Genomic DNA, 14,022 nt, shown 5'->3' with positions numbered 1-14,022 from the left:
ATGACTGATATTATTAATTTTATTTCATTTCTTCAAAAAAAAGTTTTTAAACCAGTTTTAATACCTAATTACATAGTTAATAGAGCTTTAAAAAGTACTATTTTAGATGTAAAATATCATTTTCCAAAAATTAATGAAAACGAAATTATATGTAGGATAATTAATAATAATAACGAATTAGCCATTTTTTTATACCGATTAGGTAACGAATTACATAATAACCATCTAGATAATTTAATGCCTCAAGTACATTGGTTACTTAAAGAATTATGCTCTTGTGAAATTTATTTTAATAATAAAATAGATGTAGGTTTTTATATAGTTCATGGGCAATCTACCGTTATTGGAAGTAGAAATAAAATAGGTAAAGGTTTTAAAATTCATCAAGGATGTACAATTGGGCATAAAATTAATGGAAAAGGAACAGGTAATGTCATAGGAAATAATGTAGTTATGTACTGTAACTCGTCTATTATAGGAGAAAATAAAATTGCAGATAACGTTGTTATTGGAGCTCATACTCTTGTAAATAAAGATGTAGAAAAAGATAAAATTGCAATAACAAACACTAAAACTATTTACAGACAATAAATGAAAAAGATAGTTTTTTTAACAGGAACTCGTGCAGATTTTGGGAAACTTAAATCATTAATTAAAATTACTCAAAAATCTACAGATTTTGACGTGCAGATATTTGCTACAGGAATGCATTTAGATGAAAAATATGGCCTTACTGTAAATGAAATTTATAAAAGTGGTTTTACCAATATAGCTACTTTTCAAAACCATGCAGGCGCAGAGTTTATGGATAGAACATTAGCAAAAACAATTCAAGGTTTTTCTGAATATATAGCTATTCAAAAACCAGATTTAATTGTTGTTCATGGAGATAGGGTAGAAGCTTTAGCAGGAGCAATTGTTGGTAGTTTAAATAATATTTTAGTTTCGCATATAGAAGGAGGAGAAATTTCAGGTACCATTGATGAGCTAATTCGTCACTCTGTGAGTAAATTATCTCACTTACATTTAGTTTCAAATGAAGAAGCTAAAAAAAGATTGATACAAATGGGAGAATTAGAAAGTTCTATTTATATTATTGGTTCTCCCGATTTAGATTTAATGAATCCTTCTAATTTACCAAGTTTAAAAGTTGTTAAAGATTATTACGAAATACCTTTTAAAGAGTTCGCAATTGTAATGTTTCACCCAGTAACTACAGAATATCATAAGATTAAAGAACAAACCAACACCTTTGTAGATGCATTGCTAACATCAAAAAAAAACTATATTGTTATTTATCCTAATAACGATTTAGGAACTAAAGAAATATTAAAAGAATATCAAAGACTCGAAAATAATAACAGATTTAAAATTTTTCCTTCTTTAAGATTTGAGTATTTTTTAAAACTTTTAAGTAAGGCTCAATTTATAATTGGTAATTCTAGTGCAGGTATAAGAGAAGCTCCTTTTTATAATATACCTACAATAGACATAGGAACTAGGCAACATAATAGAGGTAGTGCTATTTCTGTTAAAAACGTATCAAATAATAAGCAGCAAATATTAGAAGCAATAAACAATATTGAAAATAGTTGTAAAAACAATGAAAATATAGAATTTGGAAATGGAGAAAGTGATAATTTATTTTTAGAATTACTTAAGAGAGAAAATTTCTGGAAAGTAAGTAGACAAAAACAATTTCAAGATTTATAGAATGAAAGTATTGGCAATTATTCCAGCAAGAGGAGGGTCTAAAGGGATTCCTATGAAAAATATTATTAATTTCAAAGGAAAGCCATTAATACAATGGACTATTGATGCCGCATTACAGTCTAATTATATAACAGATACCCTGGTATCATCTGATAGTGATGAAATTCTAGAAGTTGCTAAAAAAAATAAAGATGTTTTGCTATTAAAAAGACCTAACTATTTAGCAGAAGATTCAACCAGAACAGAACCTGTATTAAAACACGCTATAAATAGTTTACAAAATAAAAAATATGACTACATTATTCTATTACAACCAACATCTCCATTAAGAGATTCTAAAGATATTGATGCATCTTTTAAAAAAATAGAAAAACAGAATGCAGATTCTTTAATTAGTGTTTGTAATGTAGAGCATCATCCGTATAAGACTTTTAAATTAGATAAAAATGGTTTCTTAAAAGGTATTATTAATAATGATTTTCCTTTTAGTCCAAGGCAAATATTACCCGAGACTTTCAGAGCAAATGGAGCAATTTATATTATTAAAACTAAGAAATTTCTTGAAAAAGAACTTTTAATAACAGACAATACTTTAGATTACCAAATGAGCAAACAAAAAAGTTTAGATATAGATACTAAAGAAGATTTAATATAATAGTTTATGAGTATTTTAATTGTTGTTCCCGATGGTGTAGGTATTAGAAACTATTTGTTTGCTGATATTATTCCTTTACTATTAAGGTCTAAAAATAAAGTAATAGTATATCATTCTTTAGATGAAAATGCACTAAATGAAGTAAAAAAACTACATAAAATAGATTTTGAAGATAAAGTAATTAAAAATTATAAAGAATCTATAAAACATAAATTTTTTAGAGAAACCATTGCTTTTGCTAGGTTAAACTACAACGCACAATTAGTAAAAAATACTACAATTTTAAAGAATTGGAATTATAATAAAAAAGGTGTACAAAAGCTTTTTTATAAGTTAGTACAAATTTTAGGTAATTTTTGTAGTAAAAAATATTCTCGAATTTTATGGTTAGAAAATAAATACGAAAACTTGTCTCTAAAATTTTCAAACAATGAAATAGATTTTTTAAAAAAAATAAAACCAAAAACTATTTTTTGTACTCATCAAAGAGCTATTAAAGCAATACCTATAGTTAAAGCTGCTAATTTATTAGGAATAAAAACAGTAGGAGTAATTTATTCTTGGGATAATATACCAAAAGCTAGATTAACTGTTAAAACAAATAAATATTTAGTTTGGTCTAAGTATATGAAAGAAGAAATTAAACTATTTTACCCAGAAATAAATGAAGATAGAATTATAGTTACAGGTACACCTCAGTTTGATTTTTACAAGGACAAAAATAACATTTTAACAAAACAAGTTTTCTTTGAAAAATATAATTTAGATTTAAAAAAGAAAACAATTTGTTTTTCTGGTGATGATTTAATGACCTCACCTTATGATCCAAATTATTTAGAAGATATATGTAAAGCCATAGTGGAAAATGATCATGAAAAAGAGTATCAAATTATATTCAGAAGATGCCCGGTAGACACATCTGATAGATATAAAAATATTTTAGAGAAATATGTAGATAGAGTTATTCCTATAGAACCAGCATGGAGTAATAATTCTAAAAATTGGACAACTTTATATCCTTATTACGAAGACATAAAAATACTTACAAATATTTGCGCTCATTCAGATTTTGTTATTAATTTAGGGTCTACAATGGCTCATGATTTTGCTTTTTTTAATAAACCTGCAGCATATTTAAATTACAATACAGTTAAAGATTTTAATTGGGATGTAGATACCATATATAAATTTCAACATTTTAAGTCGATGCCTACAAAACAATCTGTATATTGGATAAACTCTAAAGAAGAAATTTATTCTGTTATTAAAGAAGCTATAAATCGAAAGTATTCTTTAGGTACTGAATGGTTAAAAACTATAAATTTAGATAGTGATAACATTTCTAAGAATATTGTGAATAATCTTACAAATTAAATTTATTATTTAAAATGCATATTCTTTTTTTGACAAATGAGTATCCTTATAAAAATGAAGACCATGGAGGTATAGGTACTTTTATTAAGTTTTTAGCAGAACAATTGACCGAAAAGAATATAAAGGTTTCTGTATTAGGAGTTTATAATATTCAAGAAGATGAAACTTATAAACTTAATAAAATAGATGTTTATAGGTTAAAAATATCTAAATGGAAATTTGCAAAATTTTACGATCATAAGATTAGAATTTTAAAATGTATAAAAGAAATCCATAAAAAAAAACAAATAGATATTATTGAAGGAAGTGAATTGAATTTTGCTTTTTTTCCTTACAAATCATCATATAAGAAAGTAATTAGGTTACATGGAGGGCACCATTTTTTTGCATCTGAAGAGCAAAGAAAAGTTAATAATTGGAAAGCTTATCAAGAAAAAATATCTTTTAAAAAAGCAGATAATTTTGTAGCAGTAAGTAATTATGTTGGCTACAAGACAAAAAGGCTTTTAAAAAACAACTTTACTTACACTACCATCTATAATAGTATTGATTTACAACCTTTTTATAAGAGTTCTTATAATAAAGAACATTTGTACAAGTTGTTATTTGTTGGAACGGTTTGTTATAAGAAAGGAATAGATAGTTTAATAGATGCTATACCAATTATAAAAAAGAAATATCCAAATGTGGTTTTAGAAATAATAGGTAGAGATTGGGTAGATAATAATGGTAATTCTTACACAGGATTATTAAAGAAAAGAATAAAAGACATAGATAAACACAATATAAAATTTACAGGTAGTATTCCATACAAGGATTTACCTAAAAGATTAGAGGAAGCTCAATTATGCGTTTATCCCTCCATATCAGAATCTTTTGGGTTAACTTTAATTGAGGGAATGGCTATGGGAAAAGCAATTATAGCAAGTAATATAAAACCCTTTAATGAAATTGTAGGAAATTCTAATTCAGTACTCTTTTTTAAACCCAACTCTAAAGAAGATATTAGTGAAAAAGTAGTTCATTTATTTTCAGACCATAAAAAGAGATTAGAATTAATAGAAAAGAGTAGGAAACATATCTTAGAATGTTTTGATTCTGATAGTATTTTAGAAGATAATATTTCATTTTATAAATCAATTTTAAGATAATGAAATTTGGAATTATAACGCACGCAATTCATAAACAGCATTCTGACAAAATTTATGCTTATGAGCCTTATGTAAGAGAGATGAATTTATGGGCTAAATATGTCACTGAAATAAAAATTTTATCACCAATATCAAAAGAAAAACTAACTGCTATAGAAAGTGAATATACTGGAGTTAAAGTTACATTAGAAAAAATACCTAGTCTGCATATTAAAAATATTGCATATGCATTGCATAATATTTTATACATTCCTTTAATTTTTTTTAAAATTATAAAATTTATAAAAAACGTAGATCATATACATTTACGATGCCCTGGTAATATTGGACTTTTAGGTGCTTTAGCTCAAATATTTTACCCTTCTAAACCAAAGACAGTAAAATATGCAGGTAATTGGGATCCAAACAGCAAACAGCCTGTTAGTTATAAGATTCAAAAATGGATTTTATCGAATACTTTTTTAACAAAAAACTGTAAGGTTTTGGTTTACGGAAATTGGGAAAATCAATCAAAAAATATAATTCCTTTTTTTACAGCATCCTATAAAAAAAATGAAATAGAAATAGTAAAAACTAAAAACTTATCATCAGTAATTAAATTTATCTATGTTGGCGCTTTCTCGGTTGGTAAACAACCTATGTTAAGTGTAAAAGTTATAGAAAAACTTTCTAAACAAGGTTTTAATGTACAATTAAATATGTACGGAAATGGTGATAAATTTACTGAAATACATAATTACATAAAAGAAAATTCGCTTCAAAACATCATTGTTTTATATGGAAATAAACCCAAAATTGAAGTAAAACAAGCTTTTAAAGAATCTCATTTTTTACTGTTTATTTCTAAATCTGAAGGTTGGCCTAAAGTTGTGGCAGAAGCAATGTTTTGGAGTTGTTTACCAATATCATCAAATGTTTCATGTGTAAATTACATGCTTGGTAATGGCTCAAGAGGAAGTGTTTTAAAACCTGATGCTAACATTGAAGATATTATCATTGAAATAAAAAGATATTTAAATGATGAAAAAAGATATCAAGAAAAAGTTTTAAATGCAACCAATTGGTCTCAAGAGTATACTTTAGATAAATTTGAAGTTGAAATTAAAAAAAAATTAGAGAATAATTATGAGTAATTTAGGTGTTGTTCAAATTATTGATTCATTAGAAACAGGTGGTGCAGAAGTATTAGCGGTTAATATAGCCAACGGTTTAAATGAAATAGGTTTAAACTCACATATTTGTGCAACAAGAAAAGAAGGTAAATTAACAGAAAACATCAATAATAAAGCAAATTATATATTTTTAGATAGAAAAAAAACGGTAGATATTAAAGCTTTAATGAAATTAAAAAGATATGTAAATATGAATAACATATCAGTGATTCATGCACATGCAACCTCAATATTTATGGCTTTTTGTATAAAAGTAATAAATCCTAAATTAAAAATAATATGGCATGATCACTATGGAAAAAGTGAAAACTTGAAGGATAGATCAAGCATATTTCTAAAACTTTTTTCATTTTTTACGCATTCTATAATATCAGTGAATGTAAAGTTGAAAGACTGGTCTGAAAAAAAATTATATTGTAAAAATGTTTTTTTTGTAAATAATTTTGCGTGCTTTAATTTAGTAAAAGAAAAAACAAAATTGAATGGTGAAAATGGAAAGAGAATAATTCATTTGGCAGCTTTTCGAAATCAAAAAAACCATCAAATTTTAATAGAGGCTTTTGCAAAACTAAATAAAAATAACCCTGATTGGACTTTGCATTTAGTAGGAAGACTTGGGAATGATTTATATACACAAAAAAACTTAGTATTAATTAAAGAATTGAATTTAGAAAAGCATATTTTTGTTTATGGTGCTAAAATGGATATCAAAAATATTTTATTACAATCAGATATTGGGGTTTTATCATCTAATTCAGAGGGTTTGCCTTTGGCTCTTTTAGAATACGGTTTAGCTAAGTTGCCTGTAGTTTGTACAAATGTTGGTCAATGTTCAGATGTTGTTATTGATAAAAAAACGGGTTATTTAATTGAAAACAATAATATGAATCAACTAGTTGATAAATTAGAATTGTTAATAAAATCAGAAACTGATCGAATTAAGTTTGGACAAAATAATGAAATCAATATTAAGAAAAACTATTCTATAGGACCTTTTTTAAAAAAAATAATTAAAATTTATAGCTCTTAATTTTGATAAAATTAATTCTTCAAAATAAACTTGTATTCATATTAATTCATCTAGCTTTTGGATATTTGGGTACATTTAGTTTTTTTCCAAAAATTTTTGGTTTTGTAATTATTTTAACTCCTATTTATTTCATTTTTAATTCAAAAAATGAAAATGAAGAAGCGTTACTTTTTGCAGCTTATATTGTTGGTGCAGAAGTTTACATTCGTATGACTAGTGGTTTTATTTTTTATGAAACAGGAAAGTACATTGTTATTTTATACCTACTGTTAGGAATGTTTATTGGAAAATTTAAGCAAATTTTTTCTATCCAATATGTCTTTTATATTTTACTCTTATTATTAGGAATTGTTTTTACAAAAGTACCTGAAGGTGAATCAATAAGAAAAAATATTATTTTTAATTTAAGTGGGCCAATTGTATTAGGTATTTCTGCTATATACTGTTATCAAAGAAAGGTTTCTGCTCAAAGATTAATGGATGTTTTATACTTTATATTGTTGCCATTATTTTCTATGATAATTTACCTTTATTTTAGGACACCAGATTTAAGTGAAATAGTATTTGGAGGTGAAGCAAATTTTAAAACCTCTGGAGGATTTGGGCCAAATCAAGTTGCAACTGCAATTGGTCTAGGTATGTTTATTTTAACAGTTTATATCCTATCAAATAAACAACTAACTGGTTTAATTTATATCGATGCTATTTTTTTAATCTATTTTTCTTATCGTGGTTTATTAACCTTTTCAAGAGGTGGAATTTTAACGTCTATAATTTCGATTGCTTTTTTTGTGATATTTTTTTTAATGTATAAAAAAATATCTTTTGTAAAATTTTTTAGATACTTAATGTTAGCAATGGTTTTTATATTGTCTATTTGGATTTATACACTAGACATTACAAATGGAATGTTAAATAATCGATATACAGGAAAAAATGCAATAGGAGTCCAGAAAGATATTACAACAGGTAGAGTAGATATTTTGAAAATTCAAATGAGTAATTTTTTAGAGAATCCTTTAGGCATTGGCGTTGGTAATGGTAAATATGAAAGAATGAAAAAAGGTGAAGCAATTACTGCAGCATCACATAATGAAGTCGGTCGGTTGTTAGAAGAACATGGTTATATAGGTTTTATTTTATTAATAGCACTAATTACAATTCCGTTATTTAATTTCTTAAAAGGGAATTCTTATCAAAAAGCATTTATAATTGCATTTTATTTGATTTGGTTTTTAACCATTAATCATTCTGCTATGAGAATTGCTCTTCCTGGATTTGTTTATGCATTAAGTTTGTTAAATATCACAAATATTGATGAATTAGAAAACACAGAAGACGAGAATTTAATGATTGCAGATAATGAGTATTAAAATTCTCTACATAGGTAATAACAATACTAAAAATGAAACTACTTTAAAACTATTAAGTGATTCTCTTAAAACAGAAGGCTTTGATATAATTGTTACGTCTAACAAACAAAATAAGTTTTTTAGACTGTTAGATATGTGTGTTAATTTATTAAAACTAAGGTTTAAATTAGATATTGTTATTATTGATACTTACAGTACAACAAACTTTTACTATGCTTTAATCTGTTCTCAAATTTGTAGAATTTTTAAATTAAAATACATTACTATTTTACATGGAGGAAATTTACCAAATAGACTCAAAAAAAATAAATTCTTATCTAATTTAATATTTAATAATGCTTACAAGAATGTTTCGCCTTCGATGTATCTAAAAAAGAAATTTGAAAATTCTAATTATGTAGTTGATGAAATACCAAACATTATTCAAATTGATAAGTATCCGTTTTTAAAAAGAACAAATATAAAACCTAAACTACTGTTTGTGAGGGCTTTTCATGAAATTTATAATCCAGTAATGGCTTTAAATGTATTAAAAGAAGTTTTGAAATCTTTACCAGAAGCAACATTGTGCATGATTGGTCCAATAAAGGATAAATCATATCAAAATTTTTTAAAACTTGCGACTCAATATAATTTAATTGATAAAATTGAAATTACAGGTTTCTTGGCTAAGGAAGAGTGGCATAAAAAATCTAAAGAATTTGATATATTTATAAATACTTCTAATTTTGATAATATGCCAGTTAGTGTTATCGAAGCTATGGCTTTGGGTTTGCCAATTGTTTCTACCAACGTTGGGGGACTTCCATATTTAATAGAAGAAAATATTAGTGGTTTGTTAGTTGATAAAAACGATGTTAAAGCAATGGCGAATGCCATCAATTTAATTGTTGAAGGAAAGCATCAAAATCTAGCAATAAATGCCAGAAAAAAAGTAGAAAGTTTTGGCTGGAATTCAGTAAGAAAAAAGTGGTTAGAAATACTAAAATAGATGATATACAAGTTTATTTACTTTTTAGGACAAACTTTTAGGAATCCATCTCTTAGAAAAAACTATCAGTTTTTAAAAACTACCGAGAATTGGTCTTTAGAACAATTAGAAGAATATCAGTTAAAAAAAATTAGAGAAATAATAAAGTTAGCAATAGAAAATTCTACTTTTTATAGAGATAAATATGCTAAAGTCAATACTCAAGAAATTAAATCGCTTGATGATTTAAAGTTAATTCCGGTTTTGACTAAAGAAGAATTAATTGAAAACGTTAATGAAATTCATACCAATTTAAAGTTTCGTAAACAATTTTTGGCAACAACATCAGGTACTTCTGGTCAATCATTAAAATTTTATAGAAATGAAGAAGCAGATTCGTTTAATAGAGCATCAATTCAACGTGGTTATTCTTGGCATAATGTTAATCCTTGGGATAGAAATGGGTATTTCTGGGGATTTAATTTCTCGTTTATTTCTAAAATAAAAAATAAGCTTTTAGACAAACTCCAAAATAGATTTAGAATCTTTAGTTTTGAAGACGAATCTCTAAAGAGTTTTATTAAGAAAACTAAAAATGCAACTTATATTCAAGGTTATTCTTCAATGATTTATCAAACTGCTGTGTTAATCAATAAACTAAATTTAGAAAAACCTAAAAATTTAAAATTAGTTAAAGGTACATCAGAAAAAATCTTTGATTCATATCAAAAGGAAATAAAAAAAGCTTTCGGATTAAAAATGGTTAGTGAATATGGCGCTACAGAAGCCGGAATTATAGGTTTTGAATGTAATAAAGGAAATATTCACATAAACATGGAAGGTGTTTATGTTGAGGAAGTTAACAACGAGATTTTAGTAACGAATCTGCAATTAACATCATTTCCTATTATTAGATATAAGTTAGGCGATTATATTTCTTTGGCACCAAGAAATGAGAAATGTACTTGTGGTAAAAAACATTTAATTATTAAAGAAATAACAGGTAGAGTAGGAGAAAATATTTACGGGAAAGAAAATATGTATCCTAGTTTATATTTGTATTACATTTTTAAAAATATTTCAAAAAAAGAAAATATAAATTTAAACTATCAAGTTTTACAAGAGGAAAAAGGTAAATTGGTGTTTTTAATTCAGAATCAAATCGAAGCAGAACTTCAGCAAAAGCTGTGTAAAGAAATTAAGCGACATTTTAAAGATGATATAGAATTCGAAATTAAAACAGATACAGAGTTAAAAAAATCTAACGGCAAATTAAAAAACTTTATTTCTATCATAAATGAATAATTTAGTTTCTATAATTACACCTAGTTATAATTCATCAGCTTTTATATCAAAAACCATAATTAGTGTTTTAAATCAAACCTATAAAAATTGGGAAATGATTATTGTTGATGATTGTTCTACGGATGGCAGCAATAAATTAATAGAAAGTTTTATCGCGAAAGACAGCAGGATTATGCTACATAAATTAGCTAAAAACTCTGGAACAGCAATAGCAAGAAATACTGCAATAGATATAGCAAATGGTGAATTTATAGCTTTTTTAGATAGTGATGATATTTGGTTGCCTAACAAATTAGAGCTTCAAATAGAATTTATGATTCAAAACAATTATAATTTCACACACACCTCTTACAGCACTATAAACGAAACATCAGAAAAACCAATTAAAAACTTTATTTGTAGACCAACTCTAAATTATAAAAACATGCTTTATTCTAATCGAATTGGATGTTTAACGGTAATTTATAATGCTAATAAATTGGGCAAAATTTACATGCCAAATGTTAGAAAAAGGCAAGATTATGCACTGTGGTTAAAAATTTTAAAAATTGAAGAACACGCCTTTGGTATTCCAGAAATTTTAGCACACTATAGATTAAGAAACCAGTCTATTTCTAATAATAAATTTGAAATGCTTAAGTGGAACTTCTATCTATTTAAAAATATTGAAAAAATGTCATATGTTAAATCATTTTTTTATCTTTCGTGCAATGTTTTTAATAAACTATTTTAATGAATCAAAAAAAATATTTTAATATTTCTGAGCGTAAAATTTTGCTTAGAATAATAGATACAATAGTTATTATTACTAGCTTGTATTTTTCTTTTGAAATATTGAATTTTAGTTATTTTAACTTTTATAGTAATAGTTTACTTGTATGGGCATTTTTACTTATTACATATTATTTAATTTTTGGAGAAATTTTTCAATTATTTAATTTAAACATTTCTAATAACAGATATTTGGTACTTAGAAGTATCGTTGTTACTGCTTTTGCAACAACAATATTTTACGTTTTTACACCATTTTTATCACCTATTTTACCTAATAATAGACTTCAAATTGTCTATCTTTTTTTAATTCTTGCAATACCAATTGTTGTTTGGAGGTTTTTATACATTCAGTTAATATTTTCTCCAAAGTATTTTAAAACTGTCATCTTTATTGGTAAATCTGATAAGATAAAAGGGATGTTAAAAAAAATTCAAAAGGATAATTTTCATAACCTTAAAGCCTATTTTTCTGATAAAGAAATCGATAATGTTGATGGTTTTAGAAATGTTGAAACTGAAAATCTTTCAGAATTTTTTACAGATAATAGTATAAATGAGATTGTAGTTTCTAAAGATGGTTTATCTGATGAAGTTTTAGAATCTTTAAATAAAGAGTTGATTTTTCTTTTTCAAAAAGGATATAATATTGCAAGTTACGAGTCTTTTTATGAAGAAATAAACTTAAGAGTTCCTAAAGAATATTTAGAACTTAATTTTTATAAGCATATTAATTTTAGTAAAAACAATACGAATAGGTTTTATTTATTTGGCTTAAGAGTAACAGATATTTTTATTGCTTTAATTGGTTTGATGGCTTTTTTAGTTGTTTTTCCTATAATTTTAATAGGAAATATTTTTGCAAATCGTGGTCCTCTTTTTTATTCTCAAGATAGAGTAGGGCAAAATGGTAAGATTTTTAAGATTTATAAACTTAGGTCTATGGTTACAAATGCAGAGAACAATGGTGCAGTTTGGGCTCAAAAAAATGATACAAGAATTACAACTTTCGGCAAGTTTTTAAGACATACAAGATTAGATGAAGTTCCTCAATTTTATAACATTTTAAAAGGGGATATGGGAATTATTGGTCCTAGACCAGAAAGACCAGAATTTGTAAACGATTTAGAAAACAAAATTCCGTTTTACTCTATAAGAAATATTGTTAGACCTGGATTAACGGGGTGGGCTCAGGTAAATTACCCGTATGCAAATACAATTAAAGAACAAGAAATAAAACTTAGATACGACTTGTATTATATAAAAGAAAGAAGTGCTTTTCTTGATTTTAAAATCTTAATTAAAACCATTACAACAATCTTATTTTACCGAGGGCAATAAGTTTTTTAGTAAATAGAAATATCTAATATTTAATAATATTAAAATAGGAATTAAAGTTACTGTAAAGCTTTGTAAACCTAATATCCATAATAATGGAACGAGATTCAATAAAACTATTGCTACTTTTAAATAATTTTTCATCCAAAGTTTTACCGATTTTCTTAATAATAAAAATGCAATAATAATATTAGGGATAAATGCCCACAATACATTAAAATTATTTGGAGCAGTTGTGTGCGATGAAAATAACCATAGATAGGTTAAAATTAAACCTATTAAACCAGTTATAAAGAAGATTAAAAAATCTAAAACTTTAGATCTTTTGTTATTTTTAATATTCTTAATAGTTATAAATAAAACCATAATTAAAAGAGCAGAAAAAATAAAAATCGGACTTACAATAAAGTTATTATTTTGAACTTCTTTATAATTTAATAAAACATCTTCGCGTTTAACTAAGTTTACAATTCTTCCGTTTCTTTTAATTTTTGCATTCTTAAATGTTTTGTACAAATAATCAGGTAAATAAGTGTAGGCAATTTGATTTCTTTCTTTATCTAAGATAGTACCAGCAATTAAATTAATTCCAAAATTACCCCAAGTATTCCAGGTAATTTCGTTGTTCATTAATTGTCTTAATGTTTTATTGTTTTCTATCTCATTACTTTCTAAAATTAAATTTTCTTTTAAAACTTCAAGAGTAATATCTTTAAGTTTAGATGCACAATTATTAAAAAAAGGATCGTATAAATATGTTGCGTTTTCTTTTAGAGCATTTTTTTCTAAATATAAAAAGACTTGCTGTTTTTCGGATGTATTTAAATTTAAAACCTGTTGTTTTAACCAACGCTTATCTTTCATGTAACTATTAAAAAAATAGACAAAATCATATTTAGCCAATAGGTAGTACATATTACCGTGAGCAAAATTTAATAGAAAATTAGGTTTATCAAAATCAAATATTCCATAGTTATAAATAACATCTAAATTTAAAGATGGGTCTTTAATTCTAATTGCAGAATGACCAAATTTCTCATATAACTCTTTACCAGGACCTGCTGTAACAATAGATATTTCTGAGAAAGTAGATAATTTCTGAGCATGATTAATTTTAAATAATAATAAAAAGATAGGAAGAACTATACGTAGTTTTTTTATCATAATATA

The 14,022-nt window shown here is 25.4% G+C and carries 13 protein-coding genes; 12 read left to right on the top strand and 1 reads right to left on the bottom strand.

Annotation, left to right across the window (positions count from 1 at the left end; genetic code table 11):
• Genes BXQ17_RS03865 through BXQ17_RS03810 form a run of 12 tightly spaced genes read left to right on the top strand, consistent with a single transcriptional unit; the run spans nucleotide 1 to nucleotide 12,855 of the window.
• Nucleotides 1-591 carry a hypothetical protein gene (locus BXQ17_RS03865; RefSeq protein WP_077809374.1) on the top strand — a complete coding sequence of 197 codons (591 nt, stop codon included), beginning with the start codon at nucleotides 1-3 and terminating at the stop codon, nucleotides 589-591.
• Nucleotides 592-1,713 (top strand): UDP-N-acetylglucosamine 2-epimerase, encoded by a 1,122-nt coding sequence (neuC, locus tag BXQ17_RS03860; protein WP_077809373.1) that lies wholly within the window; start codon nucleotides 592-594, stop codon nucleotides 1,711-1,713.
• 1 nt (nucleotide 1,714) lies between these two features.
• Nucleotides 1,715-2,368 carry an acylneuraminate cytidylyltransferase family protein gene (locus BXQ17_RS03855; protein WP_077809372.1) on the top strand — a complete coding sequence of 218 codons (654 nt, stop codon included), beginning with the start codon at nucleotides 1,715-1,717 and terminating at the stop codon, nucleotides 2,366-2,368.
• 6 nt (nucleotides 2,369-2,374) lie between these two features.
• Nucleotides 2,375-3,742 (top strand): hypothetical protein, encoded by a 1,368-nt coding sequence (locus tag BXQ17_RS03850; protein WP_077809371.1) that lies wholly within the window; start codon nucleotides 2,375-2,377, stop codon nucleotides 3,740-3,742.
• 14 nt (nucleotides 3,743-3,756) lie between these two features.
• Nucleotides 3,757-4,893, top strand: a complete 1,137-nt coding sequence (locus BXQ17_RS03845) for a glycosyltransferase family 4 protein (protein WP_077809370.1) — start codon at nucleotides 3,757-3,759, stop codon at nucleotides 4,891-4,893.
• Nucleotides 4,893-6,026 carry a glycosyltransferase gene (locus BXQ17_RS03840; protein WP_077809369.1) on the top strand — a complete coding sequence of 378 codons (1,134 nt, stop codon included), beginning with the start codon at nucleotides 4,893-4,895 and terminating at the stop codon, nucleotides 6,024-6,026. Before BXQ17_RS03845 ends, BXQ17_RS03840 begins: the two co-directional genes overlap by 1 nt.
• Nucleotides 6,019-7,095 carry a glycosyltransferase gene (locus tag BXQ17_RS03835; RefSeq protein ID WP_077809368.1) on the top strand — a complete coding sequence of 359 codons (1,077 nt, stop codon included), beginning with the start codon at nucleotides 6,019-6,021 and terminating at the stop codon, nucleotides 7,093-7,095. The genes BXQ17_RS03840 and BXQ17_RS03835 overlap by 8 nt, the downstream gene beginning before the upstream one ends.
• A 2-nt stretch (nucleotides 7,096-7,097) precedes the next feature.
• Nucleotides 7,098-8,468 carry an O-antigen ligase gene (locus BXQ17_RS03830; protein WP_149025863.1) on the top strand — a complete coding sequence of 457 codons (1,371 nt, stop codon included), beginning with the start codon at nucleotides 7,098-7,100 and terminating at the stop codon, nucleotides 8,466-8,468.
• Nucleotides 8,458-9,459, top strand: a complete 1,002-nt coding sequence (locus BXQ17_RS03825; protein ID WP_077809366.1) for a glycosyltransferase family 4 protein — start codon at nucleotides 8,458-8,460, stop codon at nucleotides 9,457-9,459. Before BXQ17_RS03830 ends, BXQ17_RS03825 begins: the two co-directional genes overlap by 11 nt.
• Complete coding sequence (locus BXQ17_RS03820; protein ID WP_077809365.1) at nucleotides 9,460-10,743, top strand: phenylacetate--CoA ligase family protein; 1,284 nt, start codon at nucleotides 9,460-9,462, stop codon at nucleotides 10,741-10,743.
• Nucleotides 10,736-11,476: a glycosyltransferase family 2 protein gene (locus BXQ17_RS03815; RefSeq protein ID WP_077809364.1), complete on the top strand. Its 741-nt coding sequence runs from the start codon at nucleotides 10,736-10,738 to the stop codon at nucleotides 11,474-11,476. Before BXQ17_RS03820 ends, BXQ17_RS03815 begins: the two co-directional genes overlap by 8 nt.
• A complete protein-coding gene (locus BXQ17_RS03810) occupies nucleotides 11,476-12,855 on the top strand; it encodes an exopolysaccharide biosynthesis polyprenyl glycosylphosphotransferase (RefSeq protein ID WP_077809363.1) in 1,380 nt (459 codons plus the stop codon). Before BXQ17_RS03815 ends, BXQ17_RS03810 begins: the two co-directional genes overlap by 1 nt.
• Here the strand turns inward: BXQ17_RS03810 and BXQ17_RS03805 are convergent.
• On the bottom strand, nucleotides 12,835-14,016 hold the full coding sequence (locus tag BXQ17_RS03805) for a DUF4105 domain-containing protein (protein ID WP_149025862.1): 1,182 nt from the start codon (nucleotides 14,014-14,016) through the stop codon (nucleotides 12,835-12,837). The genes BXQ17_RS03810 and BXQ17_RS03805 overlap by 21 nt on opposite strands.
• Between the last annotated feature and the right edge of the window lie 6 nt (nucleotides 14,017-14,022).

It is taken from the genome of Polaribacter sp. BM10, assembly GCF_002005425.1.
Taxonomy (GTDB): Bacteria; Bacteroidota; Bacteroidia; order Flavobacteriales; family Flavobacteriaceae; genus Polaribacter; species Polaribacter marinaquae.
The sequence above is the reverse complement of the archived record's forward strand: the minus strand, read 5'-3'. Positions and strand labels throughout refer to the sequence as shown.

What these genes read in the sequence shown, in the direction of transcription:
- BXQ17_RS03845 (WP_077809370.1), top strand. Translation starts at nt 3,757, where the DNA reads ATGCATATTCTTTTTTTGACAAATGAGTATCCTTATAAAAATGAAGAC.
- BXQ17_RS03865 (WP_077809374.1), top strand. Translation starts at nt 1, where the DNA reads ATGACTGATATTATTAATTTTATTTCATTTCTTCAAAAAAAAGTTTTT.
- BXQ17_RS03835 (WP_077809368.1), top strand. Translation starts at nt 6,019, where the DNA reads ATGAGTAATTTAGGTGTTGTTCAAATTATTGATTCATTAGAAACAGGT.
- neuC (WP_077809373.1), top strand. Translation starts at nt 592, where the DNA reads ATGAAAAAGATAGTTTTTTTAACAGGAACTCGTGCAGATTTTGGGAAA.
- BXQ17_RS03820 (WP_077809365.1), top strand. Translation starts at nt 9,460, where the DNA reads ATGATATACAAGTTTATTTACTTTTTAGGACAAACTTTTAGGAATCCA.
- BXQ17_RS03815 (WP_077809364.1), top strand. Translation starts at nt 10,736, where the DNA reads ATGAATAATTTAGTTTCTATAATTACACCTAGTTATAATTCATCAGCT.
- BXQ17_RS03825 (WP_077809366.1), top strand. Translation starts at nt 8,458, where the DNA reads ATGAGTATTAAAATTCTCTACATAGGTAATAACAATACTAAAAATGAA.
- BXQ17_RS03850 (WP_077809371.1), top strand. Translation starts at nt 2,375, where the DNA reads ATGAGTATTTTAATTGTTGTTCCCGATGGTGTAGGTATTAGAAACTAT.
- BXQ17_RS03810 (WP_077809363.1), top strand. Translation starts at nt 11,476, where the DNA reads ATGAATCAAAAAAAATATTTTAATATTTCTGAGCGTAAAATTTTGCTT.
- BXQ17_RS03805 (WP_149025862.1), bottom strand. Translation starts at nt 14,016, where the DNA reads ATGATAAAAAAACTACGTATAGTTCTTCCTATCTTTTTATTATTATTT.
- BXQ17_RS03855 (WP_077809372.1), top strand. Translation starts at nt 1,715, where the DNA reads ATGAAAGTATTGGCAATTATTCCAGCAAGAGGAGGGTCTAAAGGGATT.
- BXQ17_RS03840 (WP_077809369.1), top strand. Translation starts at nt 4,893, where the DNA reads ATGAAATTTGGAATTATAACGCACGCAATTCATAAACAGCATTCTGAC.